This is a genomic window from Mycobacteroides chelonae (genome assembly GCF_016767715.1).
GTDB lineage: Bacteria > Actinomycetota > Actinomycetes > Mycobacteriales > Mycobacteriaceae > Mycobacterium > Mycobacterium gwanakae.
Genome location: NZ_CP050145.1, coordinates 320,362 through 345,083, shown reverse-complemented (window position 1 = coordinate 345,083; position 24,722 = coordinate 320,362). Strand labels below are relative to the sequence as shown.

General features: G+C 64.6%; 30 protein-coding genes. 12 read left to right on the top strand and 18 right to left on the bottom strand.

From position 1 onward, the window contains the following. Window positions 1-28: 28 nt before the first annotated feature. From HBA99_RS01705 to HBA99_RS01690, 4 genes are all read right to left on the bottom strand, one after another. Window positions 29-1,177 carry a DUF4185 domain-containing protein gene (locus tag HBA99_RS01705; protein ID WP_420063456.1) on the bottom strand — a complete coding sequence of 383 codons (1,149 nt, stop codon included), beginning with the start codon at window positions 1,175-1,177 and terminating at the stop codon, window positions 29-31. Window positions 1,178-1,269: 92 nt separating this feature from the next. Continuing rightward, window positions 1,270-1,683 carry a hypothetical protein gene (locus HBA99_RS01700; protein WP_131727312.1) on the bottom strand — a complete coding sequence of 138 codons (414 nt, stop codon included), beginning with the start codon at window positions 1,681-1,683 and terminating at the stop codon, window positions 1,270-1,272. Between the two features lie 62 nt (window positions 1,684-1,745). Further along, window positions 1,746-2,783 carry an aspartate-semialdehyde dehydrogenase gene (locus HBA99_RS01695; RefSeq protein ID WP_057969006.1) on the bottom strand — a complete coding sequence of 346 codons (1,038 nt, stop codon included), beginning with the start codon at window positions 2,781-2,783 and terminating at the stop codon, window positions 1,746-1,748. Further along, the gene (locus tag HBA99_RS01690; protein ID WP_030095982.1) at window positions 2,780-4,045 is read right to left on the bottom strand and encodes an aspartate kinase; all 1,266 of its coding nucleotides are present in this window, start codon (window positions 4,043-4,045) and stop codon (window positions 2,780-2,782) included. Before HBA99_RS01690 ends, HBA99_RS01695 begins: the two co-directional genes overlap by 4 nt. An 86-nt stretch (window positions 4,046-4,131) precedes the next feature. On the opposite strand from HBA99_RS01690, the gene HBA99_RS01685 reads away from it, so the two are divergent. Next, window positions 4,132-4,734, top strand: coding sequence for a nitroreductase family protein (locus HBA99_RS01685; RefSeq protein WP_070951653.1), 603 nt, complete (start codon window positions 4,132-4,134; stop codon window positions 4,732-4,734). A gap of 39 nt (window positions 4,735-4,773) precedes the next feature. On the opposite strand, the gene HBA99_RS01680 is transcribed toward HBA99_RS01685, so the two are convergent. The 3 genes from HBA99_RS01680 to HBA99_RS01670 all read right to left on the bottom strand — a co-directional run bounded on the left by HBA99_RS01680 (window position 4,774) and on the right by HBA99_RS01670 (window position 7,527). After that, window positions 4,774-5,379, bottom strand: a complete 606-nt coding sequence (locus tag HBA99_RS01680) for a TetR/AcrR family transcriptional regulator (RefSeq protein ID WP_070951654.1) — start codon at window positions 5,377-5,379, stop codon at window positions 4,774-4,776. 88 nt (window positions 5,380-5,467) lie between these two features. Beyond that, complete coding sequence (locus tag HBA99_RS01675) at window positions 5,468-6,343, bottom strand: hypothetical protein (RefSeq protein WP_057969017.1); 876 nt, start codon at window positions 6,341-6,343, stop codon at window positions 5,468-5,470. A 146-nt stretch (window positions 6,344-6,489) separates the two neighbouring features. Beyond that, window positions 6,490-7,527, bottom strand: a complete 1,038-nt coding sequence (locus tag HBA99_RS01670) for a hypothetical protein (RefSeq protein WP_070951655.1) — start codon at window positions 7,525-7,527, stop codon at window positions 6,490-6,492. A gap of 186 nt (window positions 7,528-7,713) precedes the next feature. Between HBA99_RS01670 and leuA the strand changes: the two genes are divergently transcribed. Next, the gene (gene leuA / locus HBA99_RS01665; protein WP_057963558.1) at window positions 7,714-9,537 is read left to right on the top strand and encodes a 2-isopropylmalate synthase; all 1,824 of its coding nucleotides are present in this window, start codon (window positions 7,714-7,716) and stop codon (window positions 9,535-9,537) included. Window positions 9,538-9,608: 71 nt separating this feature from the next. Here leuA and HBA99_RS01660 read toward each other — a convergent pair whose 3' ends face one another. Further along, a complete protein-coding gene (locus tag HBA99_RS01660; protein WP_030095989.1) occupies window positions 9,609-9,851 on the bottom strand; it encodes a type B 50S ribosomal protein L31 in 243 nt (80 codons plus the stop codon). Continuing rightward, complete coding sequence (gene mrf, locus HBA99_RS01655; protein WP_070923302.1) at window positions 9,851-11,038, bottom strand: ribosome hibernation factor-recruiting GTPase MRF; 1,188 nt, start codon at window positions 11,036-11,038, stop codon at window positions 9,851-9,853. The genes HBA99_RS01660 and mrf overlap by 1 nt, the downstream gene beginning before the upstream one ends. Before the next feature lie 131 nt (window positions 11,039-11,169). Here mrf and rpmB point away from each other — a divergent pair, with 131 nt between their 5' ends. From rpmB to rpsR, 4 genes are read left to right on the top strand one after another with little or no spacing between them, the layout of a single operon-like run. Continuing rightward, window positions 11,170-11,406, top strand: a complete 237-nt coding sequence (gene rpmB, locus HBA99_RS01650; protein ID WP_030095991.1) for a 50S ribosomal protein L28 — start codon at window positions 11,170-11,172, stop codon at window positions 11,404-11,406. After that, entirely contained in the window at window positions 11,406-11,570 is a 165-nt protein-coding gene (rpmG, locus tag HBA99_RS01645; RefSeq protein WP_030095992.1) for a 50S ribosomal protein L33, read from the top strand. The genes rpmB and rpmG overlap by 1 nt, the downstream gene beginning before the upstream one ends. Before the next feature lies 1 nt (window position 11,571). Next, window positions 11,572-11,877, top strand: a complete 306-nt coding sequence (gene rpsN, locus HBA99_RS01640) for a 30S ribosomal protein S14 (protein WP_070951656.1) — start codon at window positions 11,572-11,574, stop codon at window positions 11,875-11,877. Continuing rightward, window positions 11,877-12,122, top strand: coding sequence for a 30S ribosomal protein S18 (gene rpsR, locus HBA99_RS01635; protein WP_057963556.1), 246 nt, complete (start codon window positions 11,877-11,879; stop codon window positions 12,120-12,122). Before rpsN ends, rpsR begins: the two co-directional genes overlap by 1 nt. Before the next feature lie 7 nt (window positions 12,123-12,129). Here rpsR and HBA99_RS01630 read toward each other — a convergent pair whose 3' ends face one another. Genes HBA99_RS01630 through HBA99_RS01610 form a run of 5 tightly spaced genes read right to left on the bottom strand, consistent with a single transcriptional unit; the run spans window position 12,130 to window position 17,015 of the window. Further along, window positions 12,130-13,281, bottom strand: coding sequence for a serine hydrolase domain-containing protein (locus HBA99_RS01630; protein ID WP_070951657.1), 1,152 nt, complete (start codon window positions 13,279-13,281; stop codon window positions 12,130-12,132). Beyond that, the gene (locus HBA99_RS01625; RefSeq protein WP_070951658.1) at window positions 13,281-14,264 is read right to left on the bottom strand and encodes a DEDDh family exonuclease; all 984 of its coding nucleotides are present in this window, start codon (window positions 14,262-14,264) and stop codon (window positions 13,281-13,283) included. Before HBA99_RS01625 ends, HBA99_RS01630 begins: the two co-directional genes overlap by 1 nt. 34 nt (window positions 14,265-14,298) lie before the next feature. After that, on the bottom strand, window positions 14,299-15,480 hold the full coding sequence (locus tag HBA99_RS01620; RefSeq protein WP_030095997.1) for an acyl-CoA dehydrogenase family protein: 1,182 nt from the start codon (window positions 15,478-15,480) through the stop codon (window positions 14,299-14,301). After that, the gene (locus tag HBA99_RS01615; RefSeq protein WP_070950288.1) at window positions 15,477-16,544 is read right to left on the bottom strand and encodes a phosphotransferase family protein; all 1,068 of its coding nucleotides are present in this window, start codon (window positions 16,542-16,544) and stop codon (window positions 15,477-15,479) included. The genes HBA99_RS01620 and HBA99_RS01615 overlap by 4 nt, the downstream gene beginning before the upstream one ends. A 24-nt stretch (window positions 16,545-16,568) precedes the next feature. Next, window positions 16,569-17,015, bottom strand: a complete 447-nt coding sequence (locus HBA99_RS01610) for a MarR family winged helix-turn-helix transcriptional regulator (RefSeq protein ID WP_078284953.1) — start codon at window positions 17,013-17,015, stop codon at window positions 16,569-16,571. Window positions 17,016-17,300: 285 nt separating this feature from the next. On the opposite strand from HBA99_RS01610, the gene HBA99_RS01605 reads away from it, so the two are divergent. The 5 genes from HBA99_RS01605 to HBA99_RS01585 all read left to right on the top strand — a co-directional run bounded on the left by HBA99_RS01605 (window position 17,301) and on the right by HBA99_RS01585 (window position 21,496). Further along, the gene (locus tag HBA99_RS01605; protein WP_046252244.1) at window positions 17,301-17,861 is read left to right on the top strand and encodes a hypothetical protein; all 561 of its coding nucleotides are present in this window, start codon (window positions 17,301-17,303) and stop codon (window positions 17,859-17,861) included. A gap of 113 nt (window positions 17,862-17,974) precedes the next feature. After that, a complete protein-coding gene (locus tag HBA99_RS01600; RefSeq protein ID WP_109365377.1) occupies window positions 17,975-19,243 on the top strand; it encodes a Mur ligase family protein in 1,269 nt (422 codons plus the stop codon). After that, window positions 19,240-19,953: a type 1 glutamine amidotransferase gene (locus tag HBA99_RS01595; RefSeq protein ID WP_030096002.1), complete on the top strand. Its 714-nt coding sequence runs from the start codon at window positions 19,240-19,242 to the stop codon at window positions 19,951-19,953. The genes HBA99_RS01600 and HBA99_RS01595 overlap by 4 nt, the downstream gene beginning before the upstream one ends. Window positions 19,954-20,087: 134 nt before the next feature. After that, complete coding sequence (locus HBA99_RS24735) at window positions 20,088-20,762, top strand: hypothetical protein (RefSeq protein ID WP_234795655.1); 675 nt, start codon at window positions 20,088-20,090, stop codon at window positions 20,760-20,762. A gap of 32 nt (window positions 20,763-20,794) precedes the next feature. Then, on the top strand, window positions 20,795-21,496 hold the full coding sequence (locus tag HBA99_RS01585; protein WP_064407611.1) for a hypothetical protein: 702 nt from the start codon (window positions 20,795-20,797) through the stop codon (window positions 21,494-21,496). Window positions 21,497-21,512: 16 nt separating this feature from the next. Here the strand turns inward: HBA99_RS01585 and recR are convergent, their stop codons facing one another. Beyond that, window positions 21,513-22,121 (bottom strand): recombination mediator RecR, encoded by a 609-nt coding sequence (gene recR / locus HBA99_RS01580; protein WP_030096005.1) that lies wholly within the window; start codon window positions 22,119-22,121, stop codon window positions 21,513-21,515. Next, window positions 22,114-22,458, bottom strand: coding sequence for a YbaB/EbfC family nucleoid-associated protein (locus HBA99_RS01575; protein WP_030096006.1), 345 nt, complete (start codon window positions 22,456-22,458; stop codon window positions 22,114-22,116). The genes recR and HBA99_RS01575 overlap by 8 nt, the downstream gene beginning before the upstream one ends. Window positions 22,459-22,663: 205 nt before the next feature. Here HBA99_RS01575 and HBA99_RS01570 point away from each other — a divergent pair, with 205 nt between their 5' ends. Further along, window positions 22,664-23,407: an Rv3717 family N-acetylmuramoyl-L-alanine amidase gene (locus HBA99_RS01570; protein WP_030096007.1), complete on the top strand. Its 744-nt coding sequence runs from the start codon at window positions 22,664-22,666 to the stop codon at window positions 23,405-23,407. On the opposite strand, the gene HBA99_RS01565 is transcribed toward HBA99_RS01570, so the two are convergent. Both HBA99_RS01565 and HBA99_RS01560 read right to left on the bottom strand, forming a co-directional pair. Further along, window positions 23,404-23,850, bottom strand: a complete 447-nt coding sequence (locus HBA99_RS01565; RefSeq protein WP_030096008.1) for an SRPBCC family protein — start codon at window positions 23,848-23,850, stop codon at window positions 23,404-23,406. The two genes, HBA99_RS01570 and HBA99_RS01565, sit on opposite strands and share 4 nt — an antisense overlap. A 49-nt stretch (window positions 23,851-23,899) precedes the next feature. Then, window positions 23,900-24,721 carry an enoyl-CoA hydratase/isomerase family protein gene (locus HBA99_RS01560; RefSeq protein ID WP_030096009.1) on the bottom strand — a complete coding sequence of 274 codons (822 nt, stop codon included), beginning with the start codon at window positions 24,719-24,721 and terminating at the stop codon, window positions 23,900-23,902. Between the last annotated feature and the right edge of the window lies 1 nt (window position 24,722).

The window sequence follows — 24,722 nt, the reverse complement described above, 5'->3', positions numbered from 1 at the left end:
GATAACTCTGGTAACAAGCGGATGTTAGTTAGCCCACACCGGCCCGCAACGGGTTCACCGCGAATTCGATCACCCGATAGGGGGCATGGTCGCGCGAATCGGTGTTCCACTGGCTGACGTAAATGCTGAGCCGATCAAGCGTGGAGTCCGGCCCGATATATCCGCCATACGGCTGAGCCAAGGTGTTGTCCCACGACTCGGGCAGCTCGTCGGCGACCTCGGGCCAAGCCCCGGCGTTCACCACCGTGGTCGCCGGTACCGCGCCGAGCCGCGTGGGGTTGTCGGCAACCCGCACCTCGACGTTGCCCGTGGTCTGGTTGAAGTAAGACAGCACCGCCTGTCCGTCGACCATCTTCATGCTCAGCTCGCCCAGGTGGTCATCCCACAACGGCGTCACGGCGGCACCCCAGGTCCATCTGCCGTGAGCATCGGCGCCCCACCCCTGCCACGTCGCGCGGTCGGTGAACGTGTCCGGCTTGGCCCGGTACAGAACCACGGGTCGCGAACGATCGAATCCGTCGCTGACGATGTACACCCACCCCTTCGGCGACTCAGGGGTCCATAGCGGGTCGTAATAGCCGCTGATCTGAGTCTGCTGGCCATTCGCGTAATCACCGGGTCGTACCGATCCGGGCACGGTCGGCCATCCGGCACGGAAGGGGTCAGGCTTCACCAACCGTGTCGACTGCGGAACCAAGTTCTTGGTGACGGCGATGAACAGCCAGTTAGTGCCGTTGATGTCGATGACGCCCGAGGGAAGTTGCGAGAATCCCGGCGGCGTCGGGTCTTCCAAAAGTGGGCGGTCGGTGCCCAGCACACCGGAGTGACGCACACCGGATGCGTTCGGCACTGTTTCCGTGTCGACGCGTAGCGCCACCGGCGAGTACCAGCCGCCGTATCCCACGCCCTGCCCTGCGAAGCTGTCACCACAGATCTGCAGCATCCCGCCGGTGAAAACCATGAACTCGCACAGATCGGTCGCGCCCAGGTTGTAGTCGGAGGTCGCGGTGCCCGTTCCCGCGACCGGCCCAACACGCACCACCTCACCGGGGTTCAGCGCAGGCAGCGACGCGGGCTGCAGCGGGTCAGCGAATGCGGCTGGGAAGCAGGGCAATTGCAGGCTTGTGAACGTCAGGAGCGCGGTCAGCAGGACCGTGCTGCCCCTGATGCGCCGCACGCCTCATCTCCCATCCGGCGCCAAGGCGCCACTAACCATCCCAGGACAGGGTAGCCAGTGGCGCCGGGCAGTCGGATCGCGATGGACCCGGGTCAGGGGCGCGGCGCGGAGGGTGCGGGTGGCGTGGAGGGCGCGGGCGGCGGCGGCTGGTCGCGCCGGTCCTGACGCTCGGGCGGCTGCGGCGGGATGAACGCAGGACCGCGCTCGATGATGACCGGCCCACCGGGGGGAAGCATCGGAGGCTGACCGTCCCGCTGGAACATCATGTGCCGGCCGTGCTCACCGGGGCCACCAGGACCGCCGTGCCCACCATGCCCGCACTGCGAGCCGGCCAGCACGCCGAGACCGAAGGTGACGCCGAGGATCACGAATGCACCCGCGACGATGCCGACAACGGCGGCGATCTTCACCAGCAAGGTGTTACTCGCCGAACGCGGCGCGGGCGCGGGTGCCTGCGGAACAGACACCGGATTCGTTGGTGTATCGGGATTGTCTGGAGTTGTCATGCCCCGAGCATGGCCGAACGGACTGACCATTGCCCAGGGAAAACCCGTGAAGTTCCTGTGAGTCAGCTCGCGACGAGCAGTTCGGCGATCTGAATCGTATTCAGCGCGGCACCCTTCCGGAGGTTGTCTCCAGAAATGAACAGCGCCAGACCGCGATTACCCGGAACGCCCGGATCCTGACGGATCCGGCCCACCAGGGATTCGTCGGCACCCGCCGCGGCCAGCGGCGTGGGTACGTCGGCCAGGGTGACGCCCGCCGCCGCGCCAAGCAGCTCAGCGGCACGCGCGGCCGTCAGCTCACGCTCGAACTCGGCATTGATCGAGAGCGAGTGTCCGGTGAAGACCGGAACCCGCACACACGTACCGCTCACCAAAAGCTCTGGTATGCCAAGGATCTTGCGACTCTCATGACGCAGCTTCTGGTCTTCATCGGTCTCACCGGAGCCGTCGTCGACCAGCGAGCCGGCCAGCGGGATCACGTTGAAGGCAATGGGTGCAACATATTTCACCGGTTCCGGGAAGCTGACGGCAGAGCCGTCGTGCACCAGTTGCTCACCATCGGCGATACCGGCGCGTACCTGAGTGGCCAACTCTTCCACGCCGGCCAGGCCACTGCCCGACACCGCCTGGTAGGTCGACACGATCAGCCGGGCGAGGCCCGCCTCGTCGTGCAACACCTTGAGCACCGGCATCGCAGCCATGGTGGTGCAGTTCGGGTTGGCGATAATGCCTTTCGGCAGCTTCACGCCACGCACGTCGCGATCGAAGTTCACCTCCGAAACCACCAACGGAACGTCCGGGTCCTTGCGCCAGGCCGACGAGTTGTCGATGACGGTGACGCCTGCCTCGGCGAACCGTGGTGCCTGCACCCGGGACATGGTGGCCCCGGCGGAGAACAGCGCGATATCCAATCCAGAAGGATCCGCGGTCTCGGTGTTCTCGACCTCGATCTCCTGGCCACGGAACGTCAGCTTCTTGCCCTCGGAGCGGGCGGACGCGAAGAACCGCACCGATGACGCCGGAAAGTCACGCTCTTCCAACAGCTTTCGCATGACGGCCCCGACCTGGCCGGTCGCGCCGACAACACCAATGGAGGTCATCGCCCGGTACCTCCGTACACGGTGGCTTCCTCTTCGCCACCGAGTTCGAAGGCGTCGTGGATGGCCTTGACCGCGGTATCGAGCTCATCGTCCTTGACCAGCACCGAGATCCGGATCTCCGACGTCGAGATGAGTTCGATGTTGACCCCGGCCTTGGCCAGCGCCTCACAGAAGCCGGCAGTGACACCCGGGTGGCTGCGCATACCCGCACCCACCAGCGACACCTTGCCGATGTGATCGTCGTAGAGCACCTGCGAGAACCCGATCTCGTTCTTCAGCGAGTCCAGCTTCTCGACCGCGGTGGGCCCATTCTCCTTGGGGCACGTGAAGGTGATGTCGGTCTTGCCGTCCTCCACCTTGGAGATGTTCTGCAGCACCATGTCGATGTTGATCTCGGCATCGGCCACGGCACGAAAGACCTTGGCGGCGTATCCGGGTACGTCGGGAATCCCGACGACGGTGACCTTGGCCTCGCCACGATCGTGTGCGACACCGGTGAGAATCGCTTCTTCCACAGGAATGTCCTCCATTGATCCGCTGACGATCGTGCCTGGCTTGTCGGTATACGACGAGCGCACGTGAACCGGAACGTTGTATCGCCGGGCGTATTCCACGCAGCGCAGCATGAGCACCTTTGCTCCGGCTGCCGCCATCTCCAGCATTTCCTCGAAACTGACCTTGTCCAGCCGGGCCGCATTCGGAACGATCCGCGGATCGGCGGTGAAGACCCCATCGACGTCGGTGTAGATCTCGCAGACGTCGGCCTTCAGCGCGGCGGCCAGCGCGACGGCGGTAGTATCAGAGCCACCGCGTCCCAACGTGGTGACGTCCTTGCTGTCCTGACTCACACCCTGGAATCCGGCGACCAGCACCACCTGGCCCTCGTCCAGGGCGGAGCGCAACCGGCCGGGAGTGACGTCGATGATCTTGGCGCTGCCGTGCCTGCCGGTGGTGATGACACCGGCCTGCGATCCCGTGAACGAGCGCGCCGAGGCCCCCAGCGAGTGAATGGCCATCGCGACCAGGGCGTTGGACATCCGCTCACCGGCCGTCAGGAGCATGTCCAGCTCACGGGGCGGCGGTGCCGGGCAGACCTGTTGAGCCAGGTCAAGCAGCTCGTCGGTGGTGTCACCCATGGCCGAGACCACAACGACGACGTCGTTGCCGTTCTTCTTCGTCTCGACGATGCGTTCGGCCACCCTGCGGATGCGTTCGGCCGTTGCGACCGACGATCCGCCGTACTTTTGGACGACGAGCGCCACGGCATACCTTCCTGCTGTTCGGCCAGGGTCGGGAGAGATCCAGTCATCAGGATAAGGGGTTACGACAACTCGATAACCTGGCCCGTATGGGCAACCCGACCGAACGTACCGCCATCACCTCGGTTCCGATCCAGCCGCTGATCGCCTCGCGCTGGAGTCCGCGGCATTTCGATCCCGGTGCAAACCTGGCTCCCGAGACCCTGACAGCCCTGCTCGAAGCGGGTCGGTGGGCCGCCAGTTGGGGTAAGCGCTTCCCCGTCCGATACATCGTGGGCCTGCGCGGTGACGCCACCTACGAGGCACTGGTCGAGCTGCTCAATCGGGGAAACTCTTACGCAAAAGTTGCGGCAGCGCTCGTGCTGGTGAGCACCGACCTAGGTGATGATGACAACACCGCCGTCTACGCGGCGGTCGATGCCGGACTGGCGATTGCCCAGCTGGGTGTCGAGGCGCGCTCGCACGGTCTGCACACCCATCCGATGGCCGGATTCCGGGCGGACGACGCACCCAGCGTCTTCGGTATCCCCGAGAACGTGCGGCCCATCGCCGTCGTCGCGATCGGATCTGTTCTCGAGGATTACGCCGGTGCCGACGAATCGACCGTCGAGCGCGATCACGCCCCCCGGCAACGCCCCGCGCTGAGCGACATCGCCTTCACCGAGCGCTGGGGCGAGAGTTTCGGCGGTTAGCGCGCCTCACCCGGCGGCCCCGGATCGGAGCAACGGGCATCACGCAGCGGTCACCGCCGCGAGGGCAATGAGCATTTCACTGAGCGATTCGAGGTCTTCGGCGGAACGAGCCGGGTCCGGACTGACGACATGCTGCAGGATCAGGCCGTCGATTCCGGCCACAAGCACCCGAGCCAACCGTTCGAAAGACACCGCACAACGCTCTCCGGCCCGTCGCGCCGCCTCCTGGCACCAGTGGGCGACGACCTGGGTGTAACGCTCGTACTGCCAGGCCGGGAGATCCTCCAGGCCTGGTGTCCGAAGTGCATGGGTGACGAGTTCGTACTGGACCAGCTGCAGATCCCGATGCTCGTCGACCAGCTGTGACCAGAAATTCCGCACGCCGTGCCGGATCGCGTTCTCCAGGCCGGTTTCGGTTTCCGAGACACCGCGCAGAACTCCCGCGATCTCCTCCACGACATCCTCGATCACCGCCTTGAGCAGGCCCTGCTTGCTCGGAAAGACGTACTGGAGCGTCCCCAATGGGATGCCCGCCTCCCCGGCGACAGCGCGCATGGTGGTGCGGCCCACCCCTTCATGCATCAGCACCACACGCGCGGCCGCGACCGCTTCCCTGGTCCGCTGCGCCGATTCGACGTAGGGCATCACAGAACTCCTGTCAGTAGCAGAGCCGATACCTGCCCCTCGATGACCGCGGCGCTGTCCATGACGTCATTGTGTCCCGGTGCACGCCTCAGTCGAACGAACCCCGGAAGATCCCTACCGCCTTGTCGATCATCGCGCGGGTAGATCCACAGTCCCCGGCCTTCAGTGAGAAGCTCAGCACCTCGATGAAAATCCGCTCCGGGGTGCTGTTCTCCTGCATGGCACCACCCGGGACGTCGCGGGCGTACAACGGCTTACCCAGACGCACCATGCTGGTGCACATGCTGCCGTCTTGACCGTGGAAGTACTCGACACCGTCCCGAATTTCCTCGTGCAGCCTCGACGGCGGATCGACGCCCGTCCTGATGGTGAATTCGAATTGAGTATCGCTGTCTTTCAACGAGAATCGACATGAGAACGGGTCGCCAAATAGGGACGGTCTCAGATCATCTACCCGGCCCGGATACTCATCGAGAATCTCGCACGGATCCCGCTCCGCGATCTTGATCGGATACGCGCTCAATGCCTCACGCACGGGCATATCGGCCGGGTTCAGCGTGGCCAGCACACCGATAACTGGCTGTGCCATCTTGCAATTCGGTGCGGGCACGCCCCTGGCACCGTCGACGACCACAACGCGCAGCGCCGGCACCCGCGTCCCCTTCAACACGGGCGCATTCGGAAGCTTGTTCAACGCGATCGGAAATTCGTACAAACATGTGCCCACGGTGTGAAACACCGGTGCGCCACCGATCGTGAATTCGGGCCGCTCCCGCGAATAGTCACCCAGTACCAGCGACAGACCCACACTCGACGGGGACGCCGTGCCGGTCACCTTGATGGAACCGAAACAGCCACCCACATCTCCCGAAATGTAGGTCGGAGCGCCAATGTCCTTGAGCATCAACAAAAGACCACATGGATCGATCCGTCGCAACGCCCGCAGATAAGCCAACAGGGTCATCTGCGTTTCCGTGAAGGTTTGACCGTATGTGGCCACCTCGCCGACGAACAGACTCGCGCCCGTGAGCGCGGGCGATCCCCCCTTGGCCGAACCGGATACCACGTTCGCACACCCCGCGATCGCCAGTGCGGCGACGAGGCCCAGCGCTATCGAGCGGAGTTTGCGAATAGTCGCACCGCCTTGTCCAAAATCTCCCGCATCTGCCCGCAATCGGTTCGCCCTTCTTCCGTGAAGGCGCTCGCGACCACGGCCGGAAAATAGGCGTCAGCATCGGTATTCGCCGCACCGCCGCCGACATCCTTGGGGTACAACGGATCTCCCACCAACGCCAGCGCGTGACACCCCGTCAGCTGATTCGGATCCTCGTTATGGAAATACGTCACGCCACCGCGGGTCGATTTCGTGTACTCCTCCGGGAAGTCATCGACGCTGCTCGTCAGCTGCACGGTGTACTCGATATCGGTTTCCGATAGCGAGAAATCACACCCGAAGGGATCGCCCAGCAGGTCCACGGAGACCTTCTGCGCCTTTCCCGGATACTCCCCGAGGATCTCGCACGGATCGCGTTCGGCAAGTTTGATCGGATATGCGCTGAGCGCAGAACGCGCCGGCAATCCCGACGGCAGCTCCTTGGCGATCGCGGTCATCACCTGCTTGGCAAGCCGGCAGTCCGGGTCCGAGTATTCATCCGACCCGTACAGGTACGCACTGACCGACAGCATGGCCTGCATCGTGGGGTTCGAGGGCGCCCCCGGCAGCCGCTCCAGGCCCAGCGGTACCTCGTACTCGCAATCTGCTCCGGTCTCGTAGACCGGGACAGACCCCACCACGAAGGCCGCGGGGATGTCCCGCTTGTCCTGCATCGAGTACGCGTAGGAGACCTCGGTGAGGCCGGGATCACCTGTGACCTTCACGCTGGCATAACACATCGGAAAGTCGCCAACGACCTGTCCCGGGTCTCCGAAGTCCTTGAGACTGGCGGCGAATCCGCAGGGATCCACCCGCCGTAGCGCACGCGCATAGGCCAGCGTCACCTTCTCGGTGGCATTGAGCTTCTGTCCATAGTCGGGCTGGTCGCCGTGAAAGAAGGAGTCGGCGCCGGGCGCGGGTTCTCCTCCCCGCGGCTGTCCGCTGACAGTGCGCGCACAACCGGTGACCACCAGCAGAACCAGCAGCATCACCATCCCCCGCCGTACCCACATGCTCTGCGAGCTTGCCAGATGATCGGGCTTCTTGCGGCTGGTAGAGTCCCGTCTATGCAGCGGGCGCTCCTCCTCCGACGCCGCGACAGGGTCTAATCCAGACCGGCTTCCTGTCGCGGGTTGTTGGCTTGCCGGTCGAGATACCCCTCAAACTCCCGGAGCCTTCCCATGACTAGCTTCTCTTCAGACGAGTTCAACTACACCCCCCGCAGCATCGTCACCCCGAATGGACCCATTCCGGCCGACCAACCGGCGTGGAACACCCAGAAGAACAGCTCGATGCCGGTGCATAGGTACCGCTCGTTCGCCGATGAGGTCGAAAAAATCGAGCTGCCCGACCGCACCTGGCCCGACAAGGTGATCACCCGCGCACCGCAGTGGGCGGCGGTCGACCTGCGTGACGGCAACCAGGCCCTGATCGACCCGATGAGTCCCGCGCGTAAGCGCCGGATGTTCGATATGCAGATCCGGATGGGCTTCAAGGAAATCGAGGTCGGGTTTCCCTCGGCCAGCCAGACCGATTTCGATTTCATCCGCGAGCTGATCAGCGAGAACGCCATCCCCGATGACGTGACCGTCCAGGTGCTGACCCAGTGCCGACCGGAGCTGATCGAACGCACGTTCCTGGCCTGCGAGGGCGCCGCCAAGGTGATCGTGCACTTCTACAACTCGACGTCGATCCTGCAGCGGCGCGTGGTTTTTCGGGGCGAGAAGGACGCGATCCAGAAGATCGCCACCGATGGTGCCCGCAAGTGTGTTGAGGAAGCGGCCAAATACCCCGATACGCACTGGCGTTTCCAGTACTCCCCGGAGTCGTACACCGGCACCGAGCTGCAGTACGCGCTGGAGGTGTGCAACGCCGTCGGCGACATCATCGAGCCCACACCGGACAACCCGATCATCTTCAATCTGCCGTCGACGGTTGAGATGACAACCCCGAATGTGTACGCCGACTCCATCGAGTGGATGAGCCGCAACCTGGCTCGTCGCGACTCGGTGATCCTGAGCCTGCACCCACATAACGATCGTGGAACCGCCGTCGCCGCAGCAGAATTGGGTTACCAGGCAGGCGCCGACCGTATCGAGGGATGTCTGTTCGGCAACGGCGAGCGCACCGGAAACGTGTGCCTGGTGACGCTGGGGCTTAACCTGTTCAGCCGCGGGGTGGACCCACAGATCGATTTCTCCAACATCGACGAGATCCGGCACACGGTCGAGTACTGCAACCAGCTGAAGGTTCCCGAGCGGCACCCGTACGGTGGCGATCTGGTCTACACCGCCTTCTCCGGCAGCCACCAGGACGCCATCAACAAGGGCCTGGATCAAATGAAACGCGATGCGGACGAGGCAGATTCCGACGTCGACGACATCCTGTGGCAGGTGCCATACCTGCCCATCGACCCCAAGGACGTCGGCCGCAACTACGAGGCCGTGATCCGGGTGAACTCGCAATCCGGCAAGGGCGGCGTCGCCTACATCATGAAGTCCGATCACGGATTGGTGCTGCCGCGCCGTCTGCAGATCGAATTCGCGCAGTCGATCCAGCGGATCACCGACGGCGAGGGTGGTGAGGTGAACCCGAAGGAGATCTGGGACGTCTTCGCCGAGGAGTACCTGGCGCCGATCACGCCGCTGGAGCGGATTCGCCAGAAGGTGACCGCATCCGAGGAGGATGGCGGCACGGATTCCATTGCCGCCGTGGTGAAGATCGACGGTAAGGAAACTGAAGTCCACGGTACGGGCAACGGGCCGTTGGCTGCCTTCGTCGATGCGCTGTCGAGCGTGGGCTACACCGTCAACGTCTTGGACTACTCCGAGCACGCCATGAGCGCCGGTGACGATGCGCAGGCCGCGGCCTACGTCGAAGCCATGGTTGTCGGCCCCCACGGCGGCGAGGCACAGACCGTGTGGGGTGTCGGTATCGCACCGTCGATCACCACCGCCTCACTGCGCGCGGTGGTATCGGCCGTCAACCGTGCGGCGCGCGCCTAGCCCTCACATCGAGAGCGAGCCTGGCGGGGATTCTTAGCCAATTTCCCGCGCCAGGCTCGCTCTCGATTCGATTAACGAGTCCCGTAGCGCCTGCGGAACTTCTCGACCTGGCCGGCGGTATCCATGATCCGGCGATCGCCCGTCCAGAACGGGTGCGAGTCCGCCGTCACTTCAACGGTGATGAGCGGGTACTCCTGGCCCTCGAACTCAACGGTGCGGGTGCTCGTCGCTGTCGAGCGGGTCAAGAACATTTTTCCGGTGGTGGTGTCCTGGAAGACGACCGGATGATAATCGGGGTGGATACCGGGCTTCATCAGTGGTTCCCTTCTGTGTTGTTCTCGCCGTAGGACAGGAAGGCCTCAAGCTCGGACACGTGTTCGCACGGATCCTCATGCCAATCGCCGAACGGGTCGTCGAATTCATGCCACCTTGCGGGGCTTGCCATTTCGGCATCGGTGAGCAGCGCCCCACGCAATGCGTCCAGCACCTCGGCGCTGTCGGCCCCGCATACCAGCACCGTCATCGCGGTGTGACGATCGCCGAAACGGTAGTCCCACATGAGATCGGCGAATGCCCGACGTTCCGGATCGGATCGCAGCACCTCATCGGAATCCATTGCAGCCAGCCATTTCCCGGCCGCCGAAACTCTGAGGCCACCACCCGCCGACTCCAGCCACATCGCCTGTTCATCCTGCGTGGCCAACCACAACCGGCCCCGGGTACGGATCACTCCGTCGAGCAACAGATCAATCGCGGCATGCAATCGTTCCGGATGGAAGGGCCTGCGCGCGTTGAACTCCACCAGTGCGATGCGACCGTCAACGGCCAGCGAGGGCTGCCCGCCGAGTAGAGCGCCATGCGGATTGTCGGACCGGCCGCACCGTGCGTCCTCTTCCAGATGATCAAGGGCCTGCTCGACGCGACCGATGCGGGCAGTGATGCGGGCCCGTGGTGACAAGCGCCGCAATACCGATAGCACTTCGGGCTCTGGATTGCGAACCACAAGGACGTCGGCGAACTCGGCCTGTCCGATCACCACCTGTGCGACAGTTCGGCCATCTTCGAGTTCGTCGTCACCGAGCGCTTGCTGCAACCAGTTCACGCTGTCCACACAACTGACCACCCCGGCGATCTCGACGTCACGGGCAGCCGGTCCGTCGACGAACCCCGGTCCGACACGAACGGGCACGGTGTTGATCGCCCAGCAGATCGGATCAGCTTCCAGCCATGGCTCCAGGTGCAGGACGATCCGCCCGACGTCGTCGCGGCGATGGAGCTTGCGCAGCAGAACGAGCAGGTCATCACGGACCGTGCAGGACACGCAGCCGTGAGCCAGTTCCAGAACGGACTCCGCAGTTCCCCGGATCCCCGCGACGGTCCGTTTGACGATATGCCCGTCGAATCGGTGCGTGACGATGACAGTTCCCGGGTCGCGCGCCAACACGTCCACGACCGCGTCGGTATCGGTCTGTCCGGACACGAGTAGCACCGGCGTGCGCATGACTCTCCCTTTTCCAGCCCTTTTGCACCTAAATGCAAACGATTTTCATTACTAACAGCTTCACGGTACAGTCCCAGGCAACACTTGTCGAAAACGATTCCCATTATCAAATGGGCATGAATGGAGGTCCGTTGTCCGCGCATTGCGAGGTGACCGGACGGTCGCCGGGCTTCGGTAACGCGGTGTCGCATTCACACCGCCGCACCCGTCGCCGCTGGTCACCCAACATCCAGCTCAAGACGTACTACCTGCCCTCGGAGGACCGGCGCATCAAGCTCCGGGTGAGCACCAAGGGCATGAAGGTGATCGACCGAGACGGTATCGAGGCCGTGGTGGCACGGCTGCGCGCGCAGGGACGGAAGTTCTGATGGCGCGCAACGAGATCCGCCCCATTGTGAAGCTGCGGTCGACCGCGGGCACCGGGTACACGTATGTCACCCGCAAGAACCGGCGCAACGATCCGGACCGGATGGTGCTGCGCAAGTACGACCCCGTAGTGCGTAAGCACGTGGAATTCAGAGAGGAGCGCTGAGATGGCCAAGAAATCCAAGATCGCCAAGAACGAGCAGCGCCGCGCCATCGTCGAGCGCTATGCCGAGCGGCGCGCAGAGCTCAAGGAGATCATCCGGCAGCCATTGAGCACCAAGGAGCAGCGCATAGCGGCACAGGCCGAGCTGGCACGCCAGCCGCGCGATGCCAGCGCGGTGCGGCTGCGCAACCGCGATGCGGTGGACGGCCGGCCCCGTGGTTATCTGCGCAAGTTCGGACTGTCCCGCGTGCGAGTCCGTGAACTCGTGCACGACGGGTCGCTGCCCGGCGTCCGGAAAGCGAGCTGGTGATGGCCGCCAAGACATCCCGCAATCGTCGCGCCAAGGTCGCCGATACCAAACCCAAGCCCAATCTCTTTGCCAAATTGGGTCTTTCAGAGGTCGACTACAAAGACACCAACACCCTGCGCCTGTTCATATCCGAGCGCGGCAAGATCCGTGCCCGCCGGGTGACAGGCCTGACCGTGCAACAGCAGCGCCAGGTCGCCACCGCGATCAAGAACGCCCGCGAGATGGCGCTACTGCCCTACGCCTGACACCCGATCAGCGCGGCTGGGGAATCGCGTTCTCCAACAGGAAGACGTGATCCGGACTGATCACCTTGGTGATAGCGGTACCGAACAAGGTGCTGGGCTGCGCGGGTTGCTTGGCCACGTCGGTATTGAGTAGCGCCACCACGGTGGTCTGTTCGGCGGGCGAGTAGATGGCGAGCGTCTGGTAACCGGGGATGCTGCCGTTGTGGCCGATCCATCCATGCGCATCGAAAATCCCCAGGCCGTAACGGATATCTTCGGGAACCGGCGGCATCGCCACGGTCTGCAACCGCTGCTGCTGGGTGGCCGGGGTCAGAAGCTTGCCCGTTGCCAGCGCGGGCACCCAGATCCGCAGGTCCTCGAGCGTCGAGATCATCGCGCCCGCCCAGGACGCCCACGACGGACTCCAATCCGTGCTGTCGATGAGCGGCCCGGTCGGCGTCAGCTGCGTGTATCCCTGCGCGTGCGGATCGGGGATGGTGCTGGTGTCGGGGAAACTGCTGTGTTTCAAGCCGAGTGGCTCGGTGATGTGCTCGCGCACGAATGCCGGCAGGCTCTGCCCACTGACCTTCTCGACCACCTGTCCCAACAGCACGGCGTTGGTGTTGCTGTACTCGTAGCCCTGGCCCGCAGGGAAATTGGGCGGTTGCGCGAATGCGTAATCGAGTAGCTGTTGGGTGCTGTAGCGGCGCCGTGGATCGGCCTCCAGGTCACGGTTGAAGACCAAGGACATCGAATAGTTGAACAGTCCGCTCTGCATCCGGGCGAGCTGACGCAGGGTGATCTTGTCGCCGCCCGGAACCTTGTCGACATACTTGGCAATCGGATCATCGAGTCCCACCTTGCCCTCATCGACAAGCTGCAGCACCGCGGTAACCGTGAAGGTCTTTGTCACACTGCCGATTCGGTGATAGAAATCGGTACGCATCGGTGCGCGGGTCGTCGTGTTCGCGAGCCCGAATGCCCGTACATACTGCCCCTTGGGTCCCCACACCCCGACGATCGCGCCGGGAACCGCCGCGCTCGAGAGCACCTCATTGATGGCGGTGTCGAGCTTGGCCGACGTCTGCGCGTCCAGGTCTGCGACGGCAATGCCCGAGTGTGTCCCACACCCGCTGACGAGCAGCGCAAGCGCAAGTACCGCACAGAGGATTCGGCGCATCAGAACAGTGAGTACTGCGCTCCGGCGCGGCTGGGAACCGTGAACTGCTCGACATCGGTACCGCCGACAACGCGCCGCACCTCGGTCATGAACGTCTCGTCATCCAGCAGCGGCACGCCGAGCGACCGGGCATGAAATCCCTTACCCTGCTTGGGATTTGGCTGGTTACAGATCACCACCGAGGTGTCTTCGTCGACCGTGTCGGCATAGGCGAGGCCGGCCTGCATGATCTGCTCGACCAGCTCCTCATGCGTGCGAGCGACCTCGGAGCTCAAGGCCACCCGCATGCCCTGCACCAGCGGCTGACCGGCGACGAACGGGCCGGGATTGAGCCAGTGACACGGCTGACGAGACGCCACGGTCTTGAGGGAGCGCAGCTCCTCGTGTGTCACACGGCCGTTGGGCCAGCGCTTGCGGGTGGTCTCGCGGATAGGGAGCCACGTTCCCCGTTCCCGCGCGCGGTCAAGCACCTTCGGCAATACCTCGGCCAGTACCCGAGCGTCGTCATACGCGTCATGGGCCTTGAGCTGCTCGACGCCCCAATGCGCGGCGAGGGTTTCCAGCCGCAGATTGGGCGTATCCAGGTCGAGACGCCGGGTCAGCTCAACCGTGCACATCACCGCCTCGGTGGGCAGCTCGGCACCGGCCAGTTCGGCCTCCGCCGCCAGGAACGAGTAGTCGAACCCGACGTTGTGGGCGACCAGTGTCCGGCCTCGCAGCAGCGCGATGAGGTCAGGGACGATATCGGCGAACTCGGGCTGTCCCTCCAGCATCTCCGGAGTGAGGCCGTGCACATGCGTGGGGCCCGGATCAACACCCGGATTCAGCAGACTCACCACACTGTCGGTGATGCTTCCGTCGGCATCCAGTGCCAACGCCGCGACACTGATGACACGCGCCCGACCTGGCTGAAAGCCGGAAGTCTCCAGGTCAACCACTACCCACTTGGGGCTGTGGTCGGGCGTCTGCCCCCAGATCGGCATGACTCAGGATGGCATGTGGGACCGACAAGCCGCTCTAGGCGCGCGGGGTACGCAACACCTGACGGCCGATGGCGTACTTGTGCACCTCGGTGGGGCCGTCGTACAGACGGAAGGCACGCATATCGCGGAAGATCATCTCCACCGGCGTCTCGTCACTGATGCCGATACCGCCGAGCACCTGCACACACCGGTCGGTGACCTTGAACAGCTCCTCGGACACGAACGACTTGGCCATCGAGCTCTCGTGACGCCCCTTGGCGCCGTTGTCCATCATCCAGCAGGCGTGCCAGATGGTGAGACGACATTGATGCAGCGCGATCTCATTGTCGGCGAGCATGAAGGAGACTCCCTGATGCTCGCCGATGGTCTTACCGAACGAGGTCCGGGTGCGCGCGTAGTTCACGGCGATGTCCTGAGCGCGGGCGGCGGCCCCGAGCCAACGCATACAGTGCGTCAACCGCGCCGGTGCGAGCCGCAGCTGCGCGTACCGGAAGGCCTGGCCGGTCTCCCCGAGCAGCGCCTCCCGCGGCAGAGTCAGATTGTCGAACCGCACCACCGCGTGCCCCTCGGCGTAGTTGCGGTCCATCGTGTTCATGATCCGTTCGATCACAATGCCTTCGGTCTCACCGTCACACAAGAACAGCGTGGGCCCCTCGGGCAGATGATCGTTGGCCTCCAGGTTGGCCATGATGATCCACGTCTTGGCGCCGCGCGCGCCGGTGATGAGCCACTTACGCCCGTTGATGACGAAGTTCTGGCCATCGAAGGTGGCAGAGGTCTTGAGCTGTGACGGGTCCGATCCGGCGCCATCGGGTTCGGTCATCGCGAACGCCGAGCGCTGATACCCCTCGATGACGGGGCGCAGGAATTTCTCCGACTGCTCCTCGTTGGTGATCTTGCCGAGCAGGAACATGTTGCCTTCATCGGGCGCGGCGCAGTTCATCGCGATGGGGCCCAAAGTGGACCAGCCCGCCGCCTCGAAGATCACGGCTTGACCGATATGCGAAAGGCCCCAACCCCCATAGGATTCCGGCGCCTGCACGGTCAGCAGCCCGGCATCTCGGGCCTTGCCGACAAGCTCGGCGCGCAGTTCATCGGTGGGTCCGTGCGCAGTCAGCCGAGGATCGCGCTCGTAGGGAATCACAATGTCGGTGACGAACTCACGCACCCGCTGTGCCTTCGCGGCCAACTCTTCCGGAACGCTGAAATCGATCATATTTCTCCCTCGGTGAATTGTGTTGCCGCCCAACTAAGGACAGCCATGGCGATGTCTTCGAAATCCGCGTATCCGGCACCGACGAGGTCACCGCACTGCCACTTGCGGTACAGCTGCATCCACGCGACACCCAAACGGAGCCGCGCACACGCCACCTGCCAGTGCAACGGTCGCGGCCGCATTCCAGCCACCGTGAAGTAGGAATCGATGACATCCCGACGACTCGCGAACCCTGTTGTCGTGGTCGGCATCTGGTTGACGGCACGCACCGCGGTCGGGTCCCCCGGCTCCATCCAGTACGACGCCAGAATTGCCAGGTCGAAGAGCGGGCAGCCCCGGGTGGCCATATCCCAATCGATCACGGCGTTGGGCGACAACGTTTCCCGGTCGACGAGCATGTTGTCGAGTTTGAGGTCCATATGCAGTAGCGAGACCCGCGACTGCTCGGGGATCTGCTGTTCCAGCCGCGAGGTCAGGTTCGTGACGACGGCAGGCAACCCCTCGGGCCACACCGCATGTGCCCGGCGGGTCCAGCCGGCGAGCTGACGTTCAAGGAAGCCCTCGGGCTTGCCGAGATCGCCCAAACCCACCGATTCCGGCTTCACCGCGTGCAGCGAGGTCATCGCCTCGATCAAGGTGGCAGTGATGCGCTCCGGAGCCTCGCCCGGAAGACCTGCCGGCAGTTCTCCACCGATTACCAACCCCTCGCGATACTCCAGAAACTGGAAGGGGGCGCCGAGCACGTCAAGATCATCGCAATACAACAAGCCTCGCGGAGCCAGGGCGAATCCCGCATTGAGCCTCGAGAGCACCCGCCATTCGCGCGCCATATCGTTGGCGCCCTCGGCGATCGGGCCAGCGGGTGGGCGGCGAAACACAGCCGGCCGTCCGTCGAGGGCCACCAGATAGTTCAGATTGGCCTTACCGCCCGCGAACTGTCGCGCCGCCGAGGCATCGAGGACGTGTCCCTGCCGCGCTACCCAGGACGACAGCGCCGACCAGTCTTGCGTCGTCGTCTCGGCTGTGGCGCGGAACACACGCGTTACCCTAGCCGCGTACCTCAACCGGCTGGTTGGTTGGGTGGATGGTCACGCGTTTTCGCCGGTAGCGTCGATCAGTCGCCCCAGTATCCGTCTGAGTTCGCCCTGATCCTCGGCGCTCAAGCGGCCGAACATCTCGTCCTCGGCGGCCCGGATTGCCGACTCCACGCGTTTGAGTAACGCCTTGCCCTTGGCGGTGACCCGGGCCGGTAATGCTCGCCCCGAGGCCGGCACCGTCGGCCGGGACACCAGCGCCACGTTCTGCAATCCGTTGAGAACCTGATTCATCGCCTGTGCCGAGACGTTGTGTTCGCGCGCCAGCTCAGCGCTGGTACGCCCGGGGCTTTCGTTGAGCATCCGCAGGCACATGAACTCCGGCATCCCGAGCCCGAGCGGCCGCAACGCAGCAAGGACCTGCGGACGCATCACGGCACCAGCCCGGAACATCAGGTACCCCAGTGGCTCGACCTCATCGGATTCAGTCATCGCAAGCATCCTGGCATGAACCTTCCAGGACGCACGCAGACTCGCACCCTTTGGCTGGGCACGCTCGGAGGGTAAGCCCAGGCAACTCGGCCCTTCTACCGAGGATGACCAGGCCGCGACATGGACAGCGCGAACAAACTGTTGCCGTGCAATGGATTACCGCTCACTACGAAATTCTCAGCCAACTCATATCAAGAACCTTGACATGTTGGATTCAGCGCAGGTATCAAGGAAGTTGATACAGGTTCAGCGGGCAACACGTCAGCTGCCTGATCTTCAGAGAAGGAGAATTAGATGTCTGATTCATTCGCAGGCTTCGAAGGTCACGGTCCCGCCTTCGGCGGACCCGGCTTTGGCGGACCCGGATTTGGCGGCCCGGGGTTCGGCCCCGGCGGTCCCGGCGGTTTCGGATTCCGCATCAAGCGCGCCGTCACCGCCTCACTGCTGCTCGACGGGCCCGCCAGCGCCGCGCAGATCGTGCAGCGTGTCTCGGATGCAACCGAGGGTGAGATCACCCTTCCCGAGCCCGTGGTCGAGCGTGTCCTCGAACGGCTGGCTCATCGCGGCGTGGTGAAGACCGACGACGGCGTGGCCACCCTGACCGACTTCGGCCGGAAGGTGCTCGCGAAGCGGGGCATCACCAGCCAGACCGCGCAAGCACTCCGGACCAAGTTGTTCCCCAAACTCGTCAATGTCCTCAAGCTCCGCTCGGGGCTGGCCGAGATTGCCGGGCTGGCGCGCGTCATCGCCCTGACCGGTACTGCCGAGCAGAAGGAGCAGCTGGCAGAGGCCAGCGCCACGCTTCTGGCCACGGTCAACGACGTCAAGCAGTCGCTACAGCGCGCCGTCGCCTAGAGGCTGGATCTGCACTGCCCGTGCGGTCATCACCTCCGGTCGCACGGGCAGTGCACACCCGCTCCCCGACGGCGACATCATCGCCTCGCAGGGGCCTCCAATAAACTGCGCGGATGCCCATCGAGCACCTATCGCTGCGCGGCCGAATCGCGCTCGCCGCGGGCTCCGCCGCGCGCTGGGCCTCGCGCGTCAGTGGCCGCGGCGCGGGGTCAATGATCGGCGGGCTGGTTGCCCTCAAACTCGACGGCGGCATCCTGGCCGAACTGGGGGTCGGCCGCCGCACGGCCATAGTCACCGGCACCAACGGCAAGTCCACCACCACCCGCATGCTGACCGCGGCGCTCGCGACCACCGGGCCAGTGGCCACCAACACCGAGGGCTCGAACATGGACGCGGGTCTGGTGGCGGCACTGGCCGGAACCCGCGAGGCCGAGCTGGCGGTGCTCGAGGTCGACGAGATGCATGTGCCACATGTCGCCGACGCGATCCGCCCCGCAGTCATCGTGCTGCTCAATCTCAGCCGCGATCAGCTTGACCGCGTCGGCGAGATCAACAACATCGAGCGCACTCTGCGCAAGGGGCTGTCCCGGCACCGTGACGCGGTGATCGTCGCGAACTGCGATGACGTCCTCATGACATCGGCGGCCTACGACAACCCGAATGTCGTCTGGGTGGCCGCCGGCGGCGGCTGGGCCGGTGATTCGGTGAGCTGTCCACGCAGCGGCGAGCTCATCGTCCGCGACGGAAACCATTGGCACAGCACCGGAACCGACTTCTCCCGACCGGACCCGGACTGGTGGTTCGACGACGACCGCATCTATGGGCCCAGCGGAATCAGCCTGCCGATGTCGCTGACGCTGCCCGGTACCGCCAACCGCGGAAACGCAACGCTCGCGGTGGCCGGGGCAGTTGAGCTCGGTGCCCGCCCCGGCCCTGCCGTCGATGCCGTATCCGCGGTCGATCAGGTGGCCGGCCGCTACCGGAGCATTGATCTCGGAGATCACACGGTCCGACTGCTGCTGGCCAAGAATCCGGCCGGCTGGCAGGAAGCGCTGTCGATGGTGGACACCGACGCCGACGGACTCGTCATCGCCGTCAACGGGCAGGTGCCCGACGGCGAAGACCTGTCCTGGCTATGGGATGTCAACTTTGAACATTTCGCGTGCGATAACCCGCAGACCACCGTGCCGCCCGTCGTCGCGTCGGGCGAACGCGGCACCGATCTCGCGGTGCGGCTGACTTATGCCAGCGTCACGCACACCTTGCATCACGACCCTGTTCAGGCCATCAGAGCCTGTCCGTCCGGCAAGGTCGACGTGATCGCCAACTACACGGCGTTCCTCAACCTCAATCGCGCGCTGGCCAAAGGTGGTGCGGTATGAGCGAATCCACCGTTCGAATCGGCCTGGTACTCCCCGACGTCATGGGCACCTACGGCGATTCGGGTAATGCCGTGGTGCTGCGGCAGCGCCTGCGGATGCGCGGAATCGACGCCGAGATCGTGGAGATCACCCTCGCAGATCCCGTTCCCGACTCCCTGGACGTGTACACGCTGGGCGGGGCCGAAGACTACGCACAACGGCTCGCCACCCGTCACCTCATCGCGCACCCGGGCCTGCAACGCGCCGCCGAGCGCGGTGCACCGGTGCTGGCGATCTGCGCGGCCATTCAGGTGCTCGGCCATTGGTACGAAACGTCATCCGGTGAGCGCGTCGAAGGCGTCGGCCTGCTCGACGTCACCACCAGCCCGCAGGACAAGCGCACCATCGGCGAATTGGCCGGCGTACCCATCATGGACGAGCTCGAAGACACCCTGACAGGATTCGAGAATCACCGCGGCGGAACAGTTTTGGGACCCGCAGCGGCCCCGCTGTCGAAGGTCGGCCGAGGCGCCGGGAATCGCGCCGGCGACGGTGCCGACGGTGTGGTGCAGGGCAGCGTGATCGCCACCTACATGCACGGTCCGTGTCTGGCCCGCAATCCCGAGCTGGCGGACCTGTTACTTGCGCGCGCCATGAATGTGCCGCAACTGACCCCGCTGGACCTGGACGAGGTAGCGCGGCTGCGCCGAGAGCGCTTGTCCGCCCGCTAGTCTTCCTCCACCCTCTCATGGGCAGCGCACCAGGTACCGAATTCGAGTAGTCGATTACTCACGCAGACCCGGCCGTACGCGCAATACGTTCCGTGGGCATTCACGTTCCATACCGAACGCCCAAAGGAGCGATTGTGACCAGTGATTCCGTAGCACGGTTCTTAAAGGCCGAGCGGCGCAGTCTATCTGTGCCAGAAGAGAAGTCGGTGATCGTCGATCCCAGCGATCGCGAATGGGCGGAGGTGACGCATCGCCTGGACATCGCCGGATTCGACGATCTTCAGACCCTGCGCCTGGTCCCCGAACGCCTGGAGGAAAGCGTTGCACGCCAGGCCATAGCGGAGGATGATCTCGCGGTACGTGAGATCGCCCGTCGCATGGCTGAGAGTGTCGCCGAACACCCCGACGTCCAGGACTCGTGCTGCACACCGTGTGCGAGCAAGAGCGAGGGGCGAGTGAGCTACCCGGCGCGACTCAGCCAGCTCTACCGCGAGATCCGCCCGGCCCTGCACACGAATTTGTCACGCGCAGTGAGTGATGCACTTGGAGTGCCAGTGGAGGCCGACAGCCTCGAGGTGAAGATCACCCATTCGTTCACCCAGCGGTACGCCGCACATGTCACCCGAATACCGCTGGTTCTCGTGCTGTTCAAAGATATCGAGATCGGCAGGAACGCGACGCTGACCTTGGGGTCGAAAGCGAAGAGCCTGTGGGCCAACGACATCCGCATTCATACCGGCGGAAGGCTCGTTATCACCTCCAGTTACATCAAGATTCGCGCGACATCCGTCCGCGGCAACCTGGCATAAGCAGCGATCTGACATCACAAGGAGTAACCACCATGGCGAACATCATCAGCAATGGCCCGAACGGCGACGCCGGAGCGACGGGTGCGCAGGGCACCCAGGGTCCTACCGGCGCGGCGGGGACCATGGCGAACTGCAATTGGATTGACGACGACTGCGCCACTCGAGGCGGGACCGGAGGAACCGGAGGCAACGGTGGGGCCGGCGGTCCGGGCGGCCCGGGCGGGCACGGCGGCGTCATCGACTTCGAAGTAGAGACCTTCATGGACGGTGTGTCACTTCAAGCCAAGGGTGGCCGCGGCGGCAATGGCGGGCAGGGTGGAGTCGGCGGGACCGGTGGCACCGGAGGCAAAGGCGGCGACGGAGATGACTGCGAGTTCGGCAGAACGGGCGGCAATGGCGGCACCGGGGGTCGCGGCGGGGACGGAAACTTCGCCGGCCCCGGCGGCAACGGCGGCGTCATCCTCGTCAAATGCCAACACGACCTGTCCTTGGGCACGCATCCGATGGATGTGTCGGCGGGCACTGGCGGCAACGGCGGGATCGGCGGCGGTAACGGTCCTGGCGGATCGGTCGGCGCTAACGGCGCAACCACCGGCGTGTTTTCGTCCTCATCGGACTGCAGTGGACCGGGACCTCAACCGAACCCGGGCGCACCCGGTGATCCAGGGACATCGGTGACGGTGTCGGGAGCACAAGGCAACCCCGGTCAGGCACAGTTCCTCATCGTCCCCTGAAGGTAGGCAAGGGAATTCAGAGGGGGCGGCGGCCGGAGAGGGCGCGCCCGAGGGTCAACTCGTCCGCGAACTCCAGGTCGCCGCCCATCGGCAGACCGGACGCCAACCGGGTGACGGTCAGTCCGGGGAAATCGCGCAGCATCCGTACCAGGTAGGTCGCCGTCGCCTCACCCTCGGTGTTCGGGTCCGTGGCGATGATGACCTCGGAAATGGAGACCCCGTCTTCGTCGGTTCCGATGCGCGTCAACAGCTCCCGAATCCGCAACTGGTCGGGACCGACACCCGAGAGCGGGTCCAGCGCGCCACCGAGCACGTGATAACGACCGCGGAATTCCCGGGTGCGCTCGACCGCCTGCACATCCTTGGGTTCCTCGACAACGCAGACCAATGCGAGATCGCGCCGTGGGTCCGAGCAGATCCGGCAGCGCTCCTTATCGGAGACGTTCCCGCAGACCTCGCAGAACTGAACGCCATCGCGAACCCGCGTCAAGGCTGCGGTCAGCCGATCGATATCGGGAGCCTCGACACCCAGAAGATGGAAGGCGATGCGCTGCGCGCTCTTGGGTCCAACCCCGGGCAGTTTGCCCAGCTCGTCAATGAGGTCCTGGACCGGGCCCTCAAACACCGGGCAATCCCAGCCCTCCGCCAAGATCGCCGAGGCCACCCGCGAGCGGGCCCAGCCGCTGGCTCGCCAGTTCCTGTGTCTTCGAGGTCAGATCGGCCAACGCACCGATGATCAGGTCCTGGAGTGTCTCGACATCTTCGGGATCGACGATCTTCGGGTCGATCTGCACGTTGATCACTTCGCCACTGCCCTTGCCGGTGATCCGCACCAGGCCGCCACCGGACTCCCCGGTGACCTCGGCCGCCGCGATCTGCGCCTGAGCGGCCATCAGCTGCTGCTGCATCTGCTGTGCCTGCGCGAGCAGGGCTGACATATCCGGGGCGCCTCCGGGTTGCATGAAATCTCCTTCTCGCCTCAAACGACCGGGTATCAACTTGGTCACGCTCGCCGGGCCTCGGCGGGTCGTCAACAAGGGTAGCCGCCGTCCGGGCTACCGTGGCCAGGTGCGAGTGAGTTTCGGACACCAGATGTCGCGTGCCGTGCCGCTCCGTCGTGCCATGGGCCTGGCGGGAACGGCGCTGTTGACGGCGGCATCGGTCACGGTGCTGCCGATCGTGACGCCGGCGGCGCCCATCGCCGCGGCCGCACCCGGCATCGCCGGACGCATCGTCGTGCTGGACCCCGGGCATAACGGGGCCAATGACGGGTCGATCAACAACCAGGTGCCCGACGGTCGGGGCGGCACGAAGAGTTGTCAGACCAGCGGCACCGTTACCGATGGCGGGTACCCGGAGCACACCTTCGCGTGGAACACCGTGCTGCTCATCCGTCAGCAGCTGACCCAACTCGGCGTGCGCACCGCGATGACCCGTGGCGACGACGACAAGCTCGGTCCGTGCATCGACAAACGCGCGGAGATCGAGAACAGCTTCAACCCCGATGCCGTCGTGAGTATCCACGCCGACGGCGGCCCGGCTGGTGGTCATGGCTTCCATGTCAACTACTCGAATCCGCCGGTAAACGCGGTGCAGGGCGAGCCGACGCTGCGCTTCGCCAAGACCATGCGTGACAGCCTGCAAGCCGCCGGCCTGACACCGGCGACCTACATCGGCACCGGCGGGCTCTATGGCCGCTCTGACCTGGCGGGCCTCAACCTTGCCCAGCACCCGAAGGTTCTCGTCGAGCTCGGCAACATGAAGAACGCCCAGGACTCGGCGATGATGACGAGCCCCGAGGGCCGCGCCAAATACGCGCAGGCCGTGGTTCAGGGCATCGTGGCATACCTCAGCGGTACCGCACCGGCGCCGGGTGTAGACCCGGCGGCGGCGCCTGCACCCGGCGGTTAGGTCGCCGAACCTTCGACCGTCTTCTTCAGGTTTTCCAGCACTTCGGCCTGAATTTTCTTGAGCCCCAACGGCGCAAAGGTCTTCTCGAAGAATCCCTTGATGCCACCGCCGCCCGTCCACGCCGTCTTGGTGGTGACCGTCGAGCCGGTTCCGGCAGGTGCGACGGTCCAGCTGGTCACCAGTGTGGAGTTGGCATCCTTCTCGATGACGGTGTGCCCGGCGACGCTGACGCTGGACTTGATGTCCCGCACGCGCGACTCGGTGGCCTGAAGCTTCCAGGACGCGACGGTGCCCTCACCCTGACCGCCCTCAAGCACCTGGTAGTCGCGGTAGTGGCTGGACAGGATCTGCGGGCGCACATTCTGGTAGTCGGCAACAGCGGCGAGCACTGTCTCTGGCGTCGCGTTGATCAACACCGAACTGGACGCACTGACCTGACCCATGAGTTCTCCCTCGCTACGACTTGGTTCTACTACTGGTTGTAGTCGCAGTCTAAGGGTCGGCCACGAGATCGCTGAGGCGACGTTCACCGTCCACCGTCTGACCGCCCCGTTGCAGAAAGCGCGCGATTCTCTGGGTGCTGTGCTCATCCTTGAATGCGGCGACGATGGCTGCCCGCTCCGCGGCCAACCCCGGCTCCAGGTCGGTGACCAGCGCATCGACCGTGCTCTTGGCTCCCGCGATCAGTGCGAGCGGATTGACGGCGATCCGCCGGGCAAGCCGATTCACGAACGGCCACCCCTCATCGGCGTCCAGAGCACGGTTCACCCAGCCGTATCGTTCCGCGAGATCGGCATCGAAATCCTCATGACCCAAAATCACCTCAAGCGCGCGCGCCCGACCCAGCCCCTGGAGAAGGTGCTGCGGACCAGATCCCGCCGGGACGATCCCCAGCCCCGTCTCCACCTGATTGAAGATGGCCTGGCCACGGACCGCGAAACGCATGTCCAGGTTGAGGAGGAACTCACTTCCCCCGCCCGCGACCCTGCCCTCAACCAGTGCGATGGTGGCCTGGCGCAGCCCGCGGAACCTGCCGACCAACCGCTGGAAGGATTCGACCGAGTCGGCAGTACGGGCCGAATCCGATTGCAGAATCTCGACATTCAGGTGTGCGATGAAGAAATCGGGATTGGCGCTGCCGAACAGCACCACCGTCACGTCGTCGCGATCAGTGAGCCAACGAGCCAGCCGTGACAGGCTCGACATGAGTGGCCCGTCCAGCAGATTGAGCGGACCGTTGTCGATCAGGACAGTCAGGACACGATCGTCGCGCGCACACCGCAACCCGTTGAGCTCGGGCACCTGCGTATTCACG